Here is a 19,991-nt window from a genome sequence, read left to right as displayed (position 1 = left end):
TGCATTGGTATGAAATGCCTCGCCGGTCCGGCCGGCGCTGCGTCGCCCGCACAAGGCACTGGTTATGTTGTCCTCCAGACACGGGGAAGGGATCACCCCGGTCATGCATTGGTATACGGTTGCGTAAGACGTGGCGGCACGGCGGTTTATTCCAGCCGGATCGCGCCGCCCCCCGCCACATTCAGCATAGAGGATAACCTGCACATGAACGAATGCCCGTCCGCGCCGCCCGGCCCCTTGCCGCACTGCGGGCATCCGCCTGTCAGCGCCGTCATCCGCCGCAGTCCGGAGGATTTCCTGGTCGAAGAGCTGCCTCTGACCGAACCGGACGGCGGCGGCGAACACCTCTGGCTGCTGATCGAGAAGCGTAGCGAGAACACCGACGACCTGGCGCGCCGGCTGGCGAGATGCGCTGGCGTCCGGCCCGCGGCAATCGGCTATGCCGGCCGCAAGGACAAGCACGCGCTGACGCGACAATGGTTCAGCGTGCATCTTCCCGGGCGCGACGACCCCGACGCCGAGAGTTTCGAGCGCGACGCCCTGAACGTACTGCGTAGCGCCAGGCACTCGCGCAAGCTCAAGGTCGGCGCGCTACGCGGCAACCGCTTCCGACTGCGCCTGCGCGATGTCGACGGCGATCGGGATGCACTGGCCGCGCGGCTCGAAGAAATCGCAACCGGCGGTGTCCCGAATTATTTCGGCGAACAGCGATTCGGCCGTCAGGCTGGCAACCTGGCGCGCGCACGCGCCATGTTCGCGGGACAGCGGGAACGCGACCGCAACCGGCGCGGCCTCTATCTTTCCGCGGCACGCAGCGCCTTGTTCAATGCGATACTGGCCGAACGCGTGACGCTAGGAAACTGGAATCGCCTGTTGCCAGGAGAAGTCGTGCAGCTCGACGGCAGCCGCAGCTTTTTCACCGCCGCCCCCGACGATATCGCGCTCGCCGACCGCCTCGCACGCTGGGACATCCACCCGAGCGGCGCACTCTGGGGCAGCGGCGCACCGCCTACCATCGGCGAGGCCGCCGCGCTCGAACGGGCGGTCGCCGACCGCTTCGCCGACATCGCTTCGGGTCTCGAGGCTGCGGGACTACGGCAGGAACGACGGCCGCTGAGACTCAGACCCGACCAGCTGGGATGGGCATGGGAGGACGAGCGGCAGAGCCTGATCCTCGAATTCAGCCTGCCGGCGGGCACCTTTGCCACCACCGTGCTGCGCGAAATCGCGGATTACGTCGATGCCGGCGGGCACCCGGAGGGCGAATGACCGCGACCTTCGACGAGGCGCTGCGCGCCTGGCAGGACGAGGACACCGGGACGTTCACGCAGGCGGTTGCACGGGCGCTGGCGGACCTGGGCACGCGCGGCCTCCCTCTGCAGGCTGCGCTGCGCATCAGCAGTTACGCGCTCGACGCCCCCATCGAGGTCACGGTGCTACGCACCGAATCCCGCGGGCGGGCGATCGAGGTCAGGGCCGGCATCTTCTATACGGGCATCATCGCCGGCTGCAGCTGCGCCGACGACCCCACGCCGGTGACCCCGCAAAACGAATACTGCGAAATCCTGCTGACGATCGACCGCCACACCGCCAAGGCCGGCATCGTCCTGCTGGAGCAGGACTGAAATCGCGCGCTCAGCGCGTGGCCTTGCGGACCTCGTCCTCGATCTGCTCCGGCGTCACGTGCCGGACATCCTTGCCCAGCACCATGTAGACCACGTATTCGGCAATGTTTTTGGCATGATCGCCCACCCGCTCCAATGCACGGGCACACCACAACACGTCGATGCCGCGTCGGATATTGCGCGGGTCTTCCATCATGTAGGTCACCAGCTGACGGGTCAGCGCATCGTAGGCGTCGTCGATGACGTCATCGCCGCGCACCACCTGCATCGCCAGCTCGACATCCATGCGCGCGAACGCATCGAGCGCCTGGTGCAAGGCTTCGCGCGCCAGTTCGCCCATGTAGCGCAATTCCTTGTAGCGATCGAGGCGTTCCTGGTTCGCCAGCTCGATGGCCAGTCGCCCGATCTTCTCGGCCTTGTCGCCGACCCGCTCGAGGTCGGTGATCGTCTTGATGACGGTCATCACCAGACGCAGATCCAGCGCGGCAGGCTGCCGACGCGCCAGAATGCGCGAACATTCCTCGTCGATGCTCAGCTCCATGCGGTTGACCTGATAATCGGACTTGGCCGCCATCTCGCCCAGCGCGGCATCGCCGTTGACCAGCGCCTCGATCGCCTCGCCGACATTTTTTTCGACGAGACCGCCCATGGTCAGCACGCGGTTGCGCACATCCTCAAGCTCCGCGTTGAATTGCTGTGAGATGTGTTTTTTGAGCATGTCCTGATTCATCGGCGTCACCTGATTGGAGGAAGGGCATGGGGCCCATGGCTATAATGGCAAACTCGATGTGGCCGTGCTAGCCTGCCAAGGCCGGTCGGTCAGCATACGGCCTAGCCTACCCGAGGGATCATGACAGCGCCGTGACAACCAGCAACGGAATGCCCGCAATGACCATGGAGATCGATCTCTCCGGCAAAGAGCTGTACATCAATCGCGAACTGAGCCTGCTCGAATTCAATCGGCGCGTCCTCGATCTGGCCATGGACGCCAACATGCCGTTGCTCGAACGGTTGCGATTCCTGTGCATCTCCAGCACCAACCTCGACGAATTCTTCGAGATTCGCGTATCCGGGCTCAAGCAGCAGATTGCCCTCGGCGTCTCGACGCCTGGCCCCGACGGACTTTCCGCCAGCGAGCAATTCGAGCGCGTCAGCACCCAGGCACACACCCTGGTGGACGATCAGTATCGCACCTTCAACGAGGTACTGGTGCCCGCCCTCGCGGAAAAGGGCATCCGTTTCGTGCGCCGCACGCACTGGAACGCCGAACAGGCGGAATGGATCAAGCGCTATTTCAACCGCGAACTGCTGCCCGTGCTCAGTCCGCTCGGCCTCGACCCATCCCACCCCTTTCCGCGCACGCTCAACAAGAGCCTGAATTTCGTCGTCACCCTGGAGGGCAAGGATGCCTTCGGGCGCGACAGCGGCCTGGCCATCGTGCAGGCGCCCCGCTCGCTGCCGCGCCTGATCCGACTGCCGGATGAAATTTCTCGCAGCGAATACGGATTCGTCTTCCTTTCATCCATCATTCATGCACATGTCGGCGATCTGTTTCCTGGCATGCGCGTGACCGGGTGCTACCAGTTCCGCGTCACACGCAACAGCGATCTGTTCGTCGACGAGGAGGAAATCGACGATCTGCTGCGCGCGCTCGAAGGCGAGCTGCCCTCGCGCAATTTCGGCGAAGCCGTGCGTCTCGAGGTGGCCGACAACTGCCCTGCCCACACGGCGGAATATCTGCTGCGGCAATTCGGACTGGGGCAGGCCGACCTGTTCCAGGTCAACGGCCCTGTCAATCTCAACCGCCTGCTGGCCGTCGTCGACCTGGTCGACCGCGACGACCTCAAGTTCCCGCCGTTCACGCCCGTGCTGCCCACTGCCTTCCAGCCCGGCAGCAATTACTTCGAGGCCCTGGACAAGGGCGACGTACTGCTGCATCACCCTTTCGAATCCTTCAATCCGGTCATCGAGTTCATCCGTCAGGCCGCGCGCGACCCCGCCGTGCTCGCGATCAAGCAAACGTTGTATCGCACGGGCGCCGGCTCACGCATCGTGGAACTGCTGGTCGAGGCCGCACGCGCAGGCAAGGAAGTCACGGTGGTCGTGGAACTGCGCGCACGTTTCGACGAGGCCGCCAATATCGAACTTGCCAGCCACCTGCAGGACGCCGGCGCACACGTGGTCTACGGCGTGGTCGGCTACAAGACGCACGCCAAGATCACCATGGTGGTGCGGCGCCACAAGGGGCGCGTGAAGCGCTATGTGCACCTCGGCACCGGCAACTACCACGCCGGCACCGCACGTCACTACACCGATTTCGGCCTGTTCACGGCAGACAAGGTCATCGGCGAGGACGTGCACAAGATCTTTCAGCAGCTGACCGGGCTGGGGCGGGTTTCGCGCGCCAAAAAACTGTTGCAGGCCCCCTTCACGCTGCACAAGGGGATTCTGACGCGCATCGCCCGGGAGGCGGAAACGGCCAAGGCCGGCCGCCCGGCACGCATCATCGCCCGCATGAACGCCCTGATCGACCCTCAAATCATCCAGGCGCTTTACCAGGCCTCGCGGGCGGGCGTGCAGATCGACCTCATCGTTCGCGGCATCTGCTGTCTGCGCCCCGGCGTACCGGGCGTTTCCGAGAACATCCGTGTACGCTCGGTATTGGGGCGTTTCCTCGAACATTCGCGGGTATTCTATTTTCAGAACGACGGCGGCGAACCCGAGGTCTTCTGCTCGTCCGCCGACTGGATGCCGCGCAATTTTTTCCGGCGCGTCGAAAGCGCTTTTCCGATCGAGGACCGGCGCCTGGCCCAACGCGTGATCAGCGAGGGACTGGAGGCCTACGTCAAGGACAATGCGCAGGCCTGGGTATTGCGTTCCGACGGCAGTTATCATCGCGTAGGCGGCGACCGTCAGAAGCCTCGGCCGGCACAGGGTCTTCTGTTGCAGCTGATCAACGGCGCCGAAAGTCCCTGAACCGAACCCTTTCGCGGCGCCCCGACGTGTTAGCCGGGAGTCGACTACCAAGGAGAAACGCACCATGCCACGAAAGAGCCTGCCCCTGTTGGCACTCGCCCTTCCCTTGCTGCTGAGCGCCTGTGCCGGCGCCCCGACGCATCCCAACGAGGCGCACGAATGCGCCTCAGGCCTGCGTACCGCCTATGCCGAACTCGAACAGGCGCGGGCGCATGGTTTTCAGGGCACGGTCGAATGGACCAAGGCGGCTGGCCTGCTGACCGCCGCCAAGGTGCAGCAGCAGTTCGGCAAGTACCCCAACTGCATCAACAAGGTGCAACGGGCTCGCTACTACATCCATCAGGCTCAGGTGCCGCATTGACCCGAATCGCGTTCTTGCGCGGATCAACCCAGCACGAGCCTGAACTTGGCGCCGCGCAGGAACTGACGTTCATTTTCGAGATCCGCCTCGACCAGCGGATGCGACGCGCGCCAGCCGCCATCCAGGCGTAGCGACAAGGTTTCCGCATCGGCCGAAAGCGCCAGCGTTTCGGGTAAATCGGCTGCGGCCCGGCTACGATGCAGCACGACCGCAAGCCGCAGCAGGATCGACAGCCGCATCACACGCATGCGCAGCTCCGCCGGCAGACCCTCGAACAGGCGCGGCACGAATTTGCGCCGGTGTGTGCGCACCAGCACCGCGAGCATCATCTGATCCTGACGAGAGAATCCCGGCAGGTCAGCATGCTCCAGCAGATAGGCGCCGTGCTTGTGATACTCGCTGTGCGCCACATCCAGCCCTATCTCGTGTAGCTGGGCGGCCCAGCTCAGGTGATCGGCATCCTCCTCGTCAAGCTGCCACGCGTCGCTGACCTGGGCCAGAAGCATCGCGGCCGTCGCCGCCACGCGCTCGGCATGTACGGCATCCACGTGATAGCGCTTGGCAAAACCCTGCACCGTCCGCAGGCGCACGTCCTCGTGCCGGATGCGCCCCACAAGATCGTTGAGCACGCCCTCGCGCAAGGCGCCGGTGGCTGCCTCCATGCGCTCGATGTCGAGCGCCTCGAAAACGGCCTGCAAGACCGCAACGCCACCAGGAAAGACAGGCAGGCGCTCGCGGCTGACGCCGGGCAGCTTGAGCTTGCCGATTTCGCCGGACTGGACGAGACGATCGCGGAGTTCGTGCAGGCCGGCCAGCGTGATGTGCGTACCCAGGCCGGCTTCGCGCATGGCGCGTTCCGTGGCCATGATGGTGCCCGAGGCACCGATCGCTCGCACCCAGCCGGTCTGCCGATACAGTTCCACCAACGGCTCCAGTTCCAGGCGCGCGGCAAGTACCGCCCGCGACCAGTTCTGCGCATCGATTCGACCGTCTGCGAACCAGGTCGCACTGGTGCTGACGCAACCCATGTATACGCTTTCCGTGATCTGCGTTTCGTAGCCCTGGCCGATGATCAGCTCGGTACTGCCGCCGCCGATGTCGACCACCAGCCGCTGCTCACTGCCGGCCGCCAGCGAGTGCGCGACACCGAGGTAGACCAGCCGGGCTTCTTCCCGTCCGGCGATGATTTCGACCGGGTGGCCGAGGGCTTCGGCCACCCGGTCGAGAAACGGCGCGGCATTGCGCGCCTGGCGCAGGGTATTGGTGCCCACCGCGCGTACCGAACCGCGCGGAAACGCGCGGATGCGTTCGCCGAAGCGATGCAGACAGGCGATCGCACGATCCTGCGCCTCATCGGAAAGCAGATTGTTTTCGTCCAGACCGCCGGCCAGACGAACCATTTCCTTGAGACGATCAACCACGCGCAGTTCGCCGTCCGGCAGTACGCTGGCGACCACCATGTGAAAACTGTTGGAGCCCAGGTCGATGGCTGCCACCGACTCCGGAACACGGCGTTTGACCCACATGTCTTGTCGACCGGATTGCAAGGCGGCCAGGCCGCGAGTGGCGTGAGTTTAACACGCGCCCGCGTCAGGCCCTCGCGCTGTGCGCCTCCGGCAATTTGCGTACCACCCGCAGGGAAGGGAACAGGCACACAAACACGCTGCCCTCCCCCGGATGGCTGCGGATCACCAGCTTCGCACCGTGTCGTTGCAGCACGTGCTTGACGATCGCCAGCCCCAGGCCGGTGCCGCCGGTGTCGCGCGAACGATCCTTGTTGACGCGGTAAAAGCGCTCGGTCAGCCGAGGAATGTGCTCGGGATCGATGCCGATGCCGGTATCGCGCACCTCGAAACAGGCACCATCGCCATCACGGACCCAACGCAGCTTGATCGCCCCGCCTTGCGGCGTGTAACGCACCGCATTCGAAACCAGATTGGCGAAGGCGCTGTGCAATTCCTTGGCATCGCCGCGCAGCCACAGCGTTTCGTCGATCTCGGCCTCGATCCGATGCTTGCCCGCACCACTCAGCGCCTCCGCATCCTCGCGCAGGGCCGATACCAGTCCGGGCACGGCGACCGCGGACTGTTCGCTGGCCAGCGGGCCTTCGCCATCCAGTCTGGACAGCATCAGCAAATCCTCGATGATCCCCTGCATGCGCGTGGACTGCCCCTGCATGTGCGACAGCGATTGCCGCAAGGGCGCAGGGAATTCATCCGCCATGTCGCCGAAGGTTTCGAGATAGCCCATCAGCACCGTCAGCGGCGTGCGTAGCTCGTGGGAGACGTTGGCCACGAAGTCGCGGCGCATCTGCTCCAAACGGTAAAGATGGGAAATATCGCGTGCGGCGAGAAGACGCTCGTGATTGCCGAAGGGCACGATACGCACGCTGAGGCGGATGTCGTCGCGCACCGGCGAGGTGATTTCGAGCGGTTCACGATAATCGCGCCCGGCCAGATAATGGATGAAATCCGGGTGGCGGATCAGATTGGTCAGTCGTTGGCCGATATCCTGCGGATTGCGCAGGCCGAACAGCATGGTCGCGGCTTCATTGAGCCAGCGAATCTCGTTGTTGGCACCGATGACCACGGTCGCGTCCGGCATCGCCGAGGTGAACTCGTTGAAGCGGTCGAGCAACGAGGCCAGACGCTCCTTGCGCTTGCGGTGGCGTTTGCCGAAGCGATACAGGCTGTCCACCAGCTCGCCCCACACGCCCATCGCATCGGGCGGGTTGCCGCGATCCTCGGCGTGCAGTATCCAGCGATGGACGCGATACAGCTGGTAGAGGTGGAAGCTCAGAGCAAACAGCAATCCTGCCAGCAGCATCCAGACCAGCTGACCGGCCAGCGCCCCCAGGGCCGTGGCCGCCAACAGGATGAGCGCCAGCCGCCCAAGCTCGGCAAGCCAGGCTCTTGTCATGCGTCAATTCCGGGCGGAGAAACGATAACCTGCGCCGCGCACGGTCTGAACGAGGCCATCGTAGCCATAGGGATTGAGCGCTTTGCGCAGACGCAGGATGTGCACGTCCACCGTACGCTCCTCGACATAGGCATTGCGCCCCCACACGCGATCAAGCAGCTGCTCGCGGCTGTAGACACGCTCGGGATGTGCCATGAAGAACTGCAGCAGACGGAATTCGGTGGGCCCCATCTCCAGTTCGGTACCGTCGGCGGTGACGCGGTGGCTGGAGCTGTTGAGTACCAGCCCCCCGACTTCCAGCGGCTGCTCTCCCGGCTCTGGCCGCGCGCGCCTCAGCACCGCCCGAATGCGCGCCACCAGCTCCCGCGGCGAAAACGGCTTGGTCACATAGTCATCCACACCGGCATCGAGCCCGCCCACCTTGTCGTTTTCGTCACCGCGCGCGGTGAGCATGATAATGGGCAGATCGCGCGTGTAGTCCTCGCGCTTGAGGCGCCGGGCATAATCGATTCCGCTGACGCCAGGCAGCATCCAGTCGAGCAACACCAGATCCGGCAGCCGTTCCGCCAGCATCGTCTGCGCCTGGCCGACATCGGCCGCCTCGCGCACTTCGAGGCCGGCCCGCCCCAATGCAAATCCGACCATCTCGCGGATGGCCGGCTCGTCCTCGACCAGCAGGATATCGTTCGCCGTCATGTGTTTACCCGGTATGGCTTGAATCATCTTATTAGAGCCCACCAAGGTTACAGACCCATTACAACCCGCCCGCTCAAATGACTGGATCGTGAACGTCCGGTTGCGGCACCGCAGTCAGCAAGGAAAAATACTGGTTGTCCGGCGCATAATGGCGCTCGATCGCCAAACCGGCCCTCGCCAGCAGCCGCGTCACGGAGGCCTCCGTGAACTTGCGGCTGATCTCTGTGAGTATGGTTTCGCCCGCGTCAAACCGCAACGTCGCCTCCAACCGGCCGACCCGAACCTGTTGCGGCGCTTCCGCGACCAGGTACATCTCGATGCGCGCCGCCGCCTCGTTGTACAGCGAGCGGTGGGCAAACGCCTCTGGCTCGAAGTCCGCTTCCAGCTCGCGGTTGAGTACGTGAAGCAGGTTTCGGTTGAAGGCTGCGGTCACGCCCTGACTGTCGTCATATGCCGCCTGCAACACGGAGGTCGGCTTGACCCTGTCCACGCCCAGCAGCAAACGGTCCGCCGGCGACATGCGGAACGCTAGCTCGCTGAGCAGCTTGAGCGCCTCCGGCTCTTCGAAATTGCCGAGCGTCCCGCCAAGAAACGCGTACAAACAGCCGTCGGCCGGGCGGGGCAGGTGCGCCAGACCCGCAGAGTAGTCACCTAGCAGGGGATTGACCTCCAGCCAGGGGAATTCTTCCACCAGGGACTCCCCGGTTTCCTCAAGCACCTCGCGACAGACATCAAAAGGCCAGTACACCGTACCGCACTCGCGCGCTTCGCGGGCCCGCAGCAGATGGCGTGTCTTCCGCGAGGTACCACTGCCCAGCTCGAGGATATGTCGGGGCCGGATATGACCCATAATTTCGCCAGCATGGCGCGCCAGCAACGCATTCTCGGTCCGGGTCGGATAATATTCCTCTGTATCGCAGATACGGTCGAACAGTGCCGAACCGCGCGCGTCGTAAAAATACTTTGGCGGCAGCCTGCGGGGCGGCTCGAGCAAACCCACGCGCGCATCCTCCATCAGTGTATTCACCCGTCTCTCGGGCCTGATCCGCCGACAACCTATCGCCTCGCGACCGACCGACATATGCGCCGTCTCCGGGTGCATGAGCAGTGCCTTCAGGCTAACATGGTCATTGGACCGAGGTCACCGCAAGAGGAAGCCGCATGTGTCGGATCGCCGCCTACCTGGGCCCGGAAATCCCGCTGGAAAGACTGCTCATGGCCCCGGAGCACAGCCTGCTCGTGCAGTCCTGGGCACCCCGGGAACTGCGCTTCGCCCGGCTCAACGCCGACGGCTTTGGTTTCGGCTGGTTCGACGAGGACGGCCAGCCCGAGGTCTATCGCAATATCACGCCCATCTGGGCCGACCACAACCTCCCCACCCTGTCGCGTGCATTGCGTAGCGATCTCTGGCTAGCCATGGTGCGCAGCGCAACGCCTGGTTTCGGCAATCAGGTCGCCAATACCCAGCCCTATCGCGATGGCGAACTGCTGTTCACACACAATGGCTATATCGAACGCTTCCGAGAAACCGCCCGCCCGATACTGCAGCGCGAACTGTCGCCGTCCATCGAAGCGGAAATACTCGGCAATACCGATTCCGAGTACATATTCGCCCTGCTGCGCCAGCTGCTCGCCGACGACGACGAGCTGGCCGTCGAGGCGGCCATTGGCGAGGCTCTCGGCCTCATCAGCGACTGGACCGGCGAAGGCAGTTCGCTGCTCAACCTGGTGCTCAGCGACGGAGAGCGCGTATATGCGGCCAGACATGCCGTCAACGGCGAATGCCCCAGTCTTTATTACAGCATCGACGACGAACGCTTCCCCGAAGGCGCGCAACTCGTGGCCTCGGAGCCGCTCAATGACCGCGCCTTCTGGCAGCCCGTCCCCGACCACCACATCCTGATCCTCGACCCGGAGGCCCCGCCTGAGCTGCTGGCGCTATGATCCCGCTGGCGATGCTGGCTCAGTTCAGGGCACTCCACCACCACCTGCTCCGGCTCATCGACGGACTCGACGATGCCGAGTATCGGCGCCAATATCACCCCGACCTCAGCCCGGCCGGCTGGCATCTCGGCCATTGTCTGTGGGTTGAAAACCACTGGCTGCGCGCAGTCGTGCTCGGTGACGACCGCACCACCCGGCACGACGCACGCTACTATCAGCCTCAGTACAGCCCCAAACCGGAGCGTGGCGCCAGGTTGCCGCCACGTGACGCCCAACTCGCCACCGTGGCCGCTGGATTCGAGGCCAATATCCTGCTGCTCGCCGACCAGGATCAACGACTCGATCCCACCCATCCCCTGATGACGGACCACTATTTGCCCCTCTTCCTGCTGCAGCATCACAGCCAGCATCTCGAAACCCTGCGGATGGTCATGACCCAGCGCGCGCTGTCGCGACACCGGCATGCATTCCACCCCCAGGCAAGGTTGCGCGCCACGCCGGTTGCGCACGAGACCGTCTCTCTCGAGGCCGGCGACTATCCGATTGGCGGAGCGGCGCCGAAGGCCTTCGACAACGAATTGGCCGCAGGCAACGCGCGGCTGGAAGACGACACCATCGCACTGCGCCCGGTGAGCAACGCCGAGTATCTGGGCTTCATCGAATCGGGTGGGTATGACAACCCGGCACTGTGGGATGCACTCGGGCGAGCATGGCTCGATGACCACCCCGTGGAGGCGCCGGATCATTGGCGGCGCGACGGGCGGGGCTGGTGGTACGGCATCGGCCTCGAAGGCCCCCATGAACTCGAACCCCGCGCGGCCGTCCACGGCATCAATCTGCATGAGGCACGTGCCTTCGCACGCTGGGCCGGCGCACATCTACCGCATGAATTCAGTTGGGAGACGCTTGCCCGCCAAGGCCGCCTATCACTGGCCGGCCAGGCCTGGGAATGGTGCGACAACGCCTTTTTTCCCTATGCCGGCTTCAAACCCTTCCCCTACCTCGAATACTCCACCCCCTGGTTCGACGGCACGCATTACACCCTTCGCGGAGCCAGCCGCTACACGCCGGCCCATACGCGTCGGCCGAGCTTTCGAAACTTCCATACTGCCGACAAACGCCACATCTTCGCCGGCTTGCGCCTCGCGTTCTGAATGGCTTGCACTGTTTCGTTGGCAAGAGTAGTCTTTGGTCCAGTATATGTTATTTACACATATTGCCAATAAACATCTAACAGTGAGGTTAATCATGACCGACAACACGCTGAACCTGACACAGGAACTGATTCGTACCGCCAATGCGCTTCGCGAGCGCGGTCTGCTGTTCCGCGGCGCACACGCGAATCTTTCTGCACGGCAGAACGACCGCCTGCTCATCACCCGCGGCGGATCGGTCGCGAATCTGGGTGAAAACGACCTCGCCTGGCTTCCGGTCGCGGCCGAAGGCCTGCAGGCTGATTTCGACGCCAATCACCGCGAAATCGTCGACATGCACACCCGGCTGTACCGGCATCGCGCGGACATCGGCGCCATCATTCATTGCCACCCGACCCACAGCACCGCGTTCGCCGTCGCCCAGCAGGCCGTGCCCGCGGTTTACGAACCGATGCTGCGCCAGGGCATGCATACCGATGTGCCCGTCGTCGCCTGGGCGCCGCGCGGTTCAAGCGCCTCGGTGAACGGGATACTCGACGCATTCGATACGCCCGATACCGTGGCCGTGCTGCTGGCCAATCATGGCGTGCTGGTGACGGGCGACACGCCCGAAGCGGCGCTGAACCGCCTGACGGCATTGGAAGAGGCCGCCGAGCTGGTGCTGCATGCACGCGTCCTGGGTGGAGAAAAGGCGCTGCCCGAAGCCGCCTATCGCGAAGTGGCCGAACGCATGCAGCGCTACCGGAAAGCATCGTGAGTCCCAGAGAATCCAATCGCCAGGGCCGACACCTGGCAAGCTTTGCGCTGCTCCTCCTCGCGGAGGAGCCGGCGCATGGCCTGGCCCTTCACCGCAGCATCAACGAACTGCTGCCGGAAGGACTCAAGGTGGATGCCGGCAACCTGTACCGCCTGCTGCGGGAAATGGAGGCGCGCGGCACGCTGTGTTCGGACTGGAGTACCGCCGGGACCGGGGCAGCGCGCCGTGTCTACCAGATCACATCAGCGGGTCTTGACGAACTGGCGGACTGGCGCGAAGACATTGCGCGCCGCCGCCAGGCCTTCGACCTCTTCATCCAACGCTACGATGCGCTGCCAGCCCGTACCGCACGCGCGCTTGAGGAATCAGCCACATGAACGAAACGCCCGTTGAGGCACGCTACAAGGAGCTGTTTGGATACGTCCCCGACAGCATACGCCTGAGAATCGATCTGGCGCGCGTAGCCGGCCGTGAAACCGCGCTCGAGGCCATCGAACACCTGCGCGACACGCTGATTCACCACAATCCGCTTGAACGCAAAATCCAGCAGCTTGTCCATCTGGGTATGTTGCTAGCACTTGGCCGCGAGGCGCCCGCGCTATTGCACGCGCGGGCCGCGATCCAGGCGGGCGCAGGTGCGCCCGAGCTTCACGGCGTTTGCGAAACAGCGGCCATCGTCGGCGGCATGCCGGCGTACAGCCTCGGCGTCCAAGTGGTCAGCCGGGCCCTGCAGGAAACTACGCACGCTACGGGAGGCAATGCCGATGAGTGAGGTCGCCTCGGCACAACCCAGCAGCCGGCTCGCCGGCACACTCCAACTGCGCCTGACGGCCGCCGCCCGGCGCGCGCTCGCGCAACGTGAGACGCCGTTGATCGTACATCTTGAGTTACTGTTCAGTTGCATGATTCGCAAACAGGTACTGTTCCCGGAATCGGCACATCCTGATGCCCTCCCGCTCGATGGCGGCGAGCAGCAAGTGCAAATCTGGTTCCGCGCCGTCGGCACGAAGACCTGTCTGATATCCGACCAACCTGTACCCGATCTGCAGACCTTCCCCATCAAGCGAGTTGAGCCGTTCCTGCCTCGCTGGCTGAATCTGGATATCAAACATGGACAATGGCGCGGTGAATTCGGTTACGTAGGCAATTGAGGGCGCGCCATTCACGCAACGAGGCATGCGCATGAATCAGACGAACGACGCAACTGAAATCGCTGCCGACATCGATACGGCGGCATTCGAGCACGAGGTATTATCCGAATCCGCGCGCATCCCGGTTATCGTCGATTTTTGGGCACCCTGGTGCGCCCCCTGCCGGACGTTGACGCCTCTGCTGGAACGGGAGGCGCACGCCGCCGTGGCATCCGGGAAACTCAGACTGGTCAAGGTCAATCTCGACGCCAACCCGGAATTGCATCGGCGCTACCGTATTCGTGGCGTGCCGGATGTACGGGTTTTCAAGAACGGCGAAGAGGCCGACTCATTCACCGGCGTACCGGCAACCGAGACATTGCGCGCGTTCGTGGCGCGGTGGAGCGGCGCATAGTATTGGATGCAGAAGGCAGCATGCCGCGACTCGGGCGCGGTCTTCGCCATTCATGCGCAGCCCATCATCTCACCCTCGGAAAGCCTCGTCCGAAGCAAGGTAGTCCGACTCGTCGGCCGTGCTTACGCGTCGCAACGGCGCATTCCGGTGGGGGAAACGCCCGAAACGCCGGATAATTTCGCGATGATGCCTGGCAAATGCCAGATTCTCGGTCAGCCCGGCCGCTTCGAACAGCCTCACGGAGGCATCCTGGTCCGTCAGTGATTCGCTGTGCATCAATGGCATATAGAGAAAAACGCGCATCTGCGGGGGCAGTTTCCCATCAAGCCCTCGCGCGACCGCTTCATGCGCCAGCGCTACCGCCGCCTGTTCGCTTGAAAACGACCGCGCGGTGCCGCGAAACATGTTGAGCGGAAACTGATCCAAAACGATAGCCAAGGCGAGGACGCCCTCCGCGGTATCACGCCAATGCGCAAGCGCGCCAGCAACCGCCTGCTCCCATACGGCTTCGAAGCGCATCCTGATCTCGCCATCGAGTTCAGGCGTCGCATTGAACCAATGGCTGCGTACGGCTTCGGAATACCAGTAATCCAGGATCGCTCGCGGCGTGGCCGACGGTGGATCATGCGTCATGACGGCTGCATGGTCCAGCAGCACCCGTTACAGAGTGAGTTAAAGCTGTTCATGGAACATGGCTCCGATTTCGTAGAGACGCCCCGCGTCTATCTCTTCTACCCTCACCACCTCCACCCTCGCATTCAGCGGCGCGATCGAAGCACTTTGGGGACGGATGGACAGTTCCAATATGCTGCCGGGTGCCAGCAGGTGATTCGTCTGGAACAGCACCCCCCGGCCACTAAGATTACGCGCGCGCCCTTCGCCTGCCATATCCTTGTCGATCAAGCGATAGCTCACGTCGCAATCAACCGTCATGCGGATAAAATCGCGCTTCTCGTCATAGTCACGTGGCTGCCCCGACATTACACCCTCCTCGACTGGCTGTCACCGACACGGCATATCTGGTCTGATGATAGGCAGACTTTCCCAAAAGCGCCAAACGACATGATGCGGGAAACTTGTGGCGGCATACATATCCGCCAGGCGTGACATATCGGATGGCGCCGCGACAATGTTGCGAGCCATCGTGAGACCACGGGTGGCGATGCAGGCGACCTGGGCACTAGCCAGCCGTACAGCCGGAAGGGCATCCCGCACGAACGATACGCGCGCTGACGCCCTGCGTGCAGGCAATCTTACTCAGGCAACCCAGCGGGGTGACATGCGGCAAAACCGGATGGTGCTGGCGGCAGGAATCGAACCCGCGGCCTACTGATTACAAATCAGCCGCTCTACCAACTGAGCTACGCCAGCAACGCTGCGTGGAATTGTAGTCAACAGCAAGGGGACAAGTAAACTACGAGAGTTTCCCGGCGCGCGCATTACAATCACGCTGGATACGTTGGAGATGGCCGGTGCCGCCCTTGATCCCGCTCCAAAGGGCAGGCGATATCGCTTGTCCGCGCACCTGGGAATAATCCAACCAATAAAGCGGGATTTCTTTATATTGGGTATCTATTTTTGCAGGAAAACCGAGCTTGCGTACACGCATCAATCTGCGCTCCGCGCCACTCTGTTCCTTGAACAGCCCCAGCGATATCGCATTGGCGTAAGCATTGCCTGCAACGATAAAAAAATCGGTATACCCCTTGCCTTTCAGCTCACCCGCAACCGATTGGGCCTCCTGGTAATTTCCATATGACGGCAGATAAACCCAATAAGCCTGCACTTCTTTTTGATTGATCACCCGCACCGATACCGAACGAGCTTTTTCACTTAAACGCATCTGTACTTTTTTCAGCGCATCTTTATTAGAAAAGGGACCCAACGAGTAACAAACGTTCTGCATGCCTGTCTTCACAGTATCCGTTATCCCGCCCGACTGAGCATCCGAGCGGGCCGCCGTTTCGCCCCCCCCTAGATTGGTTTCCATTGAGCGCATATCGTACGCACCACGGTCGCCCATGCCTTCTGTACTGCGGTACGCTTGGAGAATCGACACGCCTGTGCCCGTAGGTGCCCGATCGACCTTAGGTACAATCTCAACCGTCACATCAGAATTGCCGCGGTACCACCAAAATGCAAGATTGACGAGCACCAGGAAGAGAAATAGAACTCTCACTCAATGTATCTCCGCATAAGCAAGCAATCCCTTCATGATCAACAACGGATCCGAGATCACATCCCTATCGAGATGCCGGCACAAGTACTCCGCATCACCACCGCTCACGTAGATCGGAAGACGCCGCCCCATTCTCGACTCGATATCTTCCAATACGGATGAAACCCCGCCGATCCAGGCATAAGCCGCACCATCGCACAGCCCACTCTTCGTATCGGTCCGAAAGGGCGTGGGTTTCACTAATGCGACGCCATTTGCCCTGGGTAACCTGGTAATGCCATGGGCGATGCAATGCCCCATCAGTCGTCTACCTGGCATGATGACCCCGCCCATATGTCTGCCCTGATCAGACAGGGCATCAATGGTCGTGGCAGTCCCTGCACCGATAGCGACCAACGCAGATTTCTCGTGCGCATATGCCGCTATCAACGCCAGATAGCGATCTACTCCCAGCGAGGTGGGATCAACGTAATCCGTCTGCACGTCTGTCGCCCGGGGATCGATCGAGCGCAACCACAGTCGCTCATCCAGCCCGTATTCATCCAGCACGTCATCGACCAGCCGCTCTTTGTCTTCGACGACCACGCTAGACAGCACCACATAACGTGGTTTGTCATGTGTCAGTTCCGTACCGAGGGCCGCCCTCAGCTCGTCCAGGACATATTCGCAGGATTTTAGAGGCGCAAACCTGCCGCGCTCGTACCAGCACCATTTCACCCTGCTGTTACCGGCATCAATCAAAAGCGTTTTTGTCAAAACCGGACACTCACTTCGCCGGAGTCGATCAACTCGACACCCGCATCTGTTTTCATCATGAGCTTCCCCCTGTCCGAAATACCTTGCACAGTCCCGCTTAATACGACTTCGTTCCACTTTCTCACGGTAACCGTTTTGCCTTTCAGAAAATCCATACGCTCCCATCTGGGGAGAATTGCTGATGCCCCCCGCACAAAGAGAATCGAGCAGCTTTCGAGAATCGATTCGATTAGCATCGCTACGATTCTGTTTCTATGCCCAAGGCAATCAGGCATGTATTTATCAAGACTCGTCGCCATCAACGCGCTCGAATCGTACTGCAAGCAGGCATCAGCCAAATTAAGACCGACACCAATCACCCAGTGATTTTTTGTCCGTCCGGCTATTCGTTCGACGAGAATTCCGCATATTTTCCGATCCCCGACCAGCACATCATTCGGCCACTTGATTTTTACATCCTTGACCTCGAGTTCATCCAACACATCCGCAACTGCAACCGCAACCGCAAGTGGCAAACATGCTTCTGCTTCGATATTCCCGCCGTCATGCTGTTCCGACCAAGCGATGGAAAAATACAATCCACCATTCGCCGGAGAAACCCAACTTTTTCCCTGTCGCCCTCTACCAGCCGTCTGACTTTCAGCAAGACAAACGTCGCCTTTATCCAGCCGACCCTGCCTTAGTTGATCAAGTAGCCACCGATTGGTCGAATCAAGCGACTCGTGAATGATGAGCACACCGCAAATATCATTCGTTTCGGGCATGAACTCGGATCGAATGACGCTCGCGTCCAGCGCTTCCATATCGTTGGCCGGGCTATTCGTTTTTTTAGCGATCATTGGCAAGCACTGCTATGATGATATATGCCTATACATAATCCACTAACTACTTGGCATATGCGCTACATACCCACAATGGCTGCATCGTTGGCCGCCCTCACATGGATAAGCACCCAGGCCGCCCTCGCCGACGGTTATATCTACATGTATCGCCAGCCCGATGGCGGCTATCTCTTCACGGACAAGGACATCCCCAAGCGAAATTACAAGCTGATCAAGCGCATGGGCCGTCCTACGGCTAGTGCGTCCTGCAAAGGTATCACGCCTGACGCTCTTGATCGACGTGCCAGCCTGTATGAGCGCGCCATCGATCGGATTGCGGCACACAACCACCTCGATCCACTTCTTATACGTGCCATCGTCTCTGTAGAGTCATGCTACGACGCACACGCGACTTCGAGCGTAGGCGCCCGAGGCCTCATGCAGTTGATGCCCAACACGGGAAAACACCTAGGCATCAGCGACCTTTACGACCCCATCACCAACCTCGAAGGCGGCATGCGCTACTTCCGCGCGTTGATGAAACAGTTCTCGGACAACGTGCGCCTGGCGCTTGCCGCCTACAACGCAGGGCCAGGCGCTGTGATCAAATATCAGGGGATCCCACCCTATCCGCAAACAGAGAATTATGTCACGCGCGTCATGGCCCGTTATCAAAAACTCGTCGGACAAGCCAAGGCTGATGATGCTACGACCCTGGCGGACAACGCCATACAGTAATGGCGCCATCTGAAACATCAAAGCCGATGCTGTCATACGCACGAAAAAAACCCCGCAGAGACATTAAGACTCTGCGGGGTTTGCATTAAGAGCCTGGCAGTGACCTACTTTCGCATGGAGAAGCCCCACACTATCATCGGCGCTGAGCGGTTTCACTTCCGAGTTCGGAATGGGATCGGGTGGTTCCCGCTCGCTATTGCCGCCAGGCAAACTGGTTGCAGCATTTGCTGCTAATCTGGAAAGGCATTTGGCGTTATCAAGCTGCATTCGAGCAGCCACCCAAACTACTTGGGTGTTATATGGTCAAGCCTCACGGGCAATTAGTACTGGTTAGCTTCATACATTGCTGCACTTCCACACCCAGCCTATCAACCTTGTAGTCTTCAAGGGCCCTTTAGGGACCTCATGGGTCCAGTGAGACCTAATCTTGAGGGGGGCTTCCCGCTTAGATGCTTTCAGCGGTTATCCCGTCCGTATATAGCTACCCGGCAATGCCACTGGCGTGACAACCGGAACACCAGAGATACGTCCACTCCGGTCCTCTCGTACTAGGAGCAGCTCCTCTCAAGTCTCAAACGCCCACGGCAGATAGGGACCGAACTGTCTCACGACGTTCTAAACCCAGCTCGCGTACCACTTTAAATGGCGAACAGCCATACCCTTGGGACCTGCTTCAGCCCCAGGATGTGATGAGCCGACATCGAGGTGCCAAACACCGCCGTCGATATGAACTCTTGGGCGGTATCAGCCTGTTATCCCCGGAGTACCTTTTATCCGTTGAGCGATGGCCCTTCCATACAGAGCCACCGGATCACTAAGACCTGCTTTCGCACCTGCTCGACGTGTCTGTCTCGCAGTCAAGCATCCTTATGCCTTTGCACTAATCGAACGATTTCCGACCGTTCTTAGGATACCTTCGCGCTCCTCCGTTACTCTTTAGGAGGAGACCGCCCCAGTCAAACTACCCACCATACACTGTCCCTGACCCGGATAACGGGCCTAGGTTAGAACTCCGAACATGCCAGGGTGGTATTTCAAGGATGGCTCCACCGAGACTGGCGTCCCGGCTTCAAAGCCTCCCACCTATCCTACACAAGCAGGTTCAAAGTCCAGTGTAAAGCTGTAGTAAAGGTTCACGGGGTCTTTCCGTCTAGCCGCGGGTACACTGCATCTTCACAGCGATTTCAATTTCACTGAGTCTCGGGTAGAGACAGTGCCGCCATCGTTACGCCATTCGTGCAGGTCGGAACTTACCCGACAAGGAATTTCGCTACCTTAGGACCGTTATAGTTACGGCCGCCGTTTACCGGGGCTTCGATCAAGAGCTTCGCTTTCGCTAACCCCATCAATTAACCTTCCGGCACCGGGCAGGCGTCACACCCTATACGTCCTCTTTCGAGTTTGCAGAGTGCTGTGTTTTTAATAAACAGTCGCAGCGGCCTGGTTTCTGAGACCCCCTTCCGCTCGAGGCGCAAGCCTTTCACGTAATGGGGGCGTACCTTCTCCCGAAGTTACGGTAC

The 19,991-nt window shown here is 61.3% G+C and carries 22 protein-coding genes, 1 tRNA gene and 2 rRNA genes (1 of these 25 only partly in view); 12 read left to right on the top strand and 13 right to left on the bottom strand.

Translation table 11 applies throughout. The annotated features are described in order from the left end of the window. Positions 1-204: 204 nt before the first annotated feature. Complete coding sequence (gene truD, locus THPRO_RS14350) at positions 205-1,269, top strand: tRNA pseudouridine(13) synthase TruD (RefSeq protein WP_052064627.1); 1,065 nt, start codon at positions 205-207, stop codon at positions 1,267-1,269. Beyond that, positions 1,266-1,625: a hypothetical protein gene (locus THPRO_RS14345; RefSeq protein WP_065089791.1), complete on the top strand. Its 360-nt coding sequence runs from the start codon at positions 1,266-1,268 to the stop codon at positions 1,623-1,625. Before truD ends, THPRO_RS14345 begins: the two co-directional genes overlap by 4 nt. Positions 1,626-1,635: 10 nt before the next feature. Here the strand turns inward: THPRO_RS14345 and phoU are convergent, their stop codons facing one another. Then, a complete protein-coding gene (gene phoU / locus THPRO_RS14340) occupies positions 1,636-2,355 on the bottom strand; it encodes a phosphate signaling complex protein PhoU (protein WP_038092838.1) in 720 nt (239 codons plus the stop codon). A 158-nt stretch (positions 2,356-2,513) separates the two neighbouring features. Between phoU and ppk1 the strand changes: the two genes are divergently transcribed. Both ppk1 and THPRO_RS14330 read left to right on the top strand, forming a co-directional pair. After that, entirely contained in the window at positions 2,514-4,601 is a 2,088-nt protein-coding gene (ppk1, locus tag THPRO_RS14335; RefSeq protein ID WP_407922454.1) for a polyphosphate kinase 1, read from the top strand. A gap of 64 nt (positions 4,602-4,665) precedes the next feature. Continuing rightward, on the top strand, positions 4,666-4,962 hold the full coding sequence (locus THPRO_RS14330; RefSeq protein WP_038092833.1) for a hypothetical protein: 297 nt from the start codon (positions 4,666-4,668) through the stop codon (positions 4,960-4,962). Between the two features lie 23 nt (positions 4,963-4,985). On the opposite strand, the gene THPRO_RS14325 is transcribed toward THPRO_RS14330, so the two are convergent. The 4 genes from THPRO_RS14325 to egtD all read right to left on the bottom strand — a co-directional run bounded on the left by THPRO_RS14325 (position 4,986) and on the right by egtD (position 9,658). Beyond that, positions 4,986-6,488 carry a Ppx/GppA phosphatase family protein gene (locus tag THPRO_RS14325; RefSeq protein WP_065089790.1) on the bottom strand — a complete coding sequence of 501 codons (1,503 nt, stop codon included), beginning with the start codon at positions 6,486-6,488 and terminating at the stop codon, positions 4,986-4,988. A gap of 64 nt (positions 6,489-6,552) precedes the next feature. Then, complete coding sequence (gene phoR / locus THPRO_RS14320) at positions 6,553-7,881, bottom strand: phosphate regulon sensor histidine kinase PhoR (protein ID WP_065089789.1); 1,329 nt, start codon at positions 7,879-7,881, stop codon at positions 6,553-6,555. A 3-nt stretch (positions 7,882-7,884) separates the two neighbouring features. Next, positions 7,885-8,577 carry a phosphate regulon transcriptional regulator PhoB gene (gene phoB, locus THPRO_RS14315; RefSeq protein ID WP_038092831.1) on the bottom strand — a complete coding sequence of 231 codons (693 nt, stop codon included), beginning with the start codon at positions 8,575-8,577 and terminating at the stop codon, positions 7,885-7,887. A gap of 73 nt (positions 8,578-8,650) precedes the next feature. Next, entirely contained in the window at positions 8,651-9,658 is a 1,008-nt protein-coding gene (gene egtD / locus THPRO_RS14310; RefSeq protein ID WP_145930873.1) for an L-histidine N(alpha)-methyltransferase, read from the bottom strand. 80 nt (positions 9,659-9,738) lie between these two features. Here egtD and egtC point away from each other — a divergent pair, with 80 nt between their 5' ends. The 7 genes from egtC to THPRO_RS14275 all read left to right on the top strand — a co-directional run bounded on the left by egtC (position 9,739) and on the right by THPRO_RS14275 (position 13,977). Continuing rightward, on the top strand, positions 9,739-10,521 hold the full coding sequence (egtC, locus tag THPRO_RS14305; RefSeq protein ID WP_065089787.1) for an ergothioneine biosynthesis protein EgtC: 783 nt from the start codon (positions 9,739-9,741) through the stop codon (positions 10,519-10,521). Further along, complete coding sequence (locus THPRO_RS14300) at positions 10,518-11,675, top strand: SUMF1/EgtB/PvdO family nonheme iron enzyme (RefSeq protein ID WP_065089786.1); 1,158 nt, start codon at positions 10,518-10,520, stop codon at positions 11,673-11,675. The genes egtC and THPRO_RS14300 overlap by 4 nt, the downstream gene beginning before the upstream one ends. A 94-nt stretch (positions 11,676-11,769) precedes the next feature. After that, positions 11,770-12,432 carry a class II aldolase/adducin family protein gene (locus THPRO_RS14295; protein ID WP_038092826.1) on the top strand — a complete coding sequence of 221 codons (663 nt, stop codon included), beginning with the start codon at positions 11,770-11,772 and terminating at the stop codon, positions 12,430-12,432. Next, positions 12,429-12,809: a PadR family transcriptional regulator gene (locus THPRO_RS14290; RefSeq protein WP_038092823.1), complete on the top strand. Its 381-nt coding sequence runs from the start codon at positions 12,429-12,431 to the stop codon at positions 12,807-12,809. The genes THPRO_RS14295 and THPRO_RS14290 overlap by 4 nt, the downstream gene beginning before the upstream one ends. Next, on the top strand, positions 12,806-13,204 hold the full coding sequence (locus THPRO_RS14285; protein WP_052064623.1) for a carboxymuconolactone decarboxylase family protein: 399 nt from the start codon (positions 12,806-12,808) through the stop codon (positions 13,202-13,204). Before THPRO_RS14290 ends, THPRO_RS14285 begins: the two co-directional genes overlap by 4 nt. Then, the gene (locus tag THPRO_RS14280) at positions 13,197-13,583 is read left to right on the top strand and encodes a hypothetical protein (RefSeq protein WP_052064622.1); all 387 of its coding nucleotides are present in this window, start codon (positions 13,197-13,199) and stop codon (positions 13,581-13,583) included. Before THPRO_RS14285 ends, THPRO_RS14280 begins: the two co-directional genes overlap by 8 nt. Before the next feature lie 31 nt (positions 13,584-13,614). Continuing rightward, complete coding sequence (locus tag THPRO_RS14275) at positions 13,615-13,977, top strand: thioredoxin family protein (protein ID WP_161489996.1); 363 nt, start codon at positions 13,615-13,617, stop codon at positions 13,975-13,977. A gap of 69 nt (positions 13,978-14,046) precedes the next feature. Here the strand turns inward: THPRO_RS14275 and THPRO_RS14270 are convergent, their stop codons facing one another. The 6 genes from THPRO_RS14270 to THPRO_RS14245 form a co-directional block, all read right to left on the bottom strand. After that, positions 14,047-14,634: a DUF924 family protein gene (locus tag THPRO_RS14270; protein WP_236717325.1), complete on the bottom strand. Its 588-nt coding sequence runs from the start codon at positions 14,632-14,634 to the stop codon at positions 14,047-14,049. Between the two features lie 15 nt (positions 14,635-14,649). Next, positions 14,650-14,958, bottom strand: coding sequence for a PilZ domain-containing protein (locus THPRO_RS14265; protein ID WP_038092820.1), 309 nt, complete (start codon positions 14,956-14,958; stop codon positions 14,650-14,652). A 314-nt stretch (positions 14,959-15,272) separates the two neighbouring features. Then, a tRNA-Thr gene (locus THPRO_RS14260) sits at positions 15,273-15,348 on the bottom strand. 43 nt (positions 15,349-15,391) lie between these two features. Continuing rightward, on the bottom strand, positions 15,392-16,156 hold the full coding sequence (locus THPRO_RS14255) for an SPOR domain-containing protein (protein ID WP_038090690.1): 765 nt from the start codon (positions 16,154-16,156) through the stop codon (positions 15,392-15,394). Next, entirely contained in the window at positions 16,157-16,912 is a 756-nt protein-coding gene (locus THPRO_RS14250) for a type III pantothenate kinase (protein WP_052064416.1), read from the bottom strand. After that, positions 16,909-17,751, bottom strand: a complete 843-nt coding sequence (locus THPRO_RS14245) for a biotin--[acetyl-CoA-carboxylase] ligase (protein ID WP_038090693.1) — start codon at positions 17,749-17,751, stop codon at positions 16,909-16,911. The genes THPRO_RS14250 and THPRO_RS14245 overlap by 4 nt, the downstream gene beginning before the upstream one ends. Positions 17,752-17,826: 75 nt before the next feature. On the opposite strand from THPRO_RS14245, the gene THPRO_RS14240 reads away from it, so the two are divergent. After that, positions 17,827-18,471, top strand: coding sequence for a lytic transglycosylase domain-containing protein (locus THPRO_RS14240; protein WP_065089886.1), 645 nt, complete (start codon positions 17,827-17,829; stop codon positions 18,469-18,471). Between the two features lie 91 nt (positions 18,472-18,562). Here THPRO_RS14240 and rrf read toward each other — a convergent pair. Continuing rightward, positions 18,563-18,678 (bottom strand): 5S ribosomal RNA (gene rrf / locus THPRO_RS14235). Positions 18,679-18,770: 92 nt separating this feature from the next. Next, positions 18,771-19,991, bottom strand: a 23S ribosomal RNA gene (locus tag THPRO_RS14230) (it continues 1,668 nt past the right edge of the window).

This window comes from Acidihalobacter prosperus, assembly GCF_000754095.2.
GTDB classification, from domain to species: Bacteria; Pseudomonadota; Gammaproteobacteria; order DSM-5130; family Acidihalobacteraceae; genus Acidihalobacter; species Acidihalobacter prosperus.
This window is presented reverse-complemented; position numbering and strand designations above follow the sequence as displayed.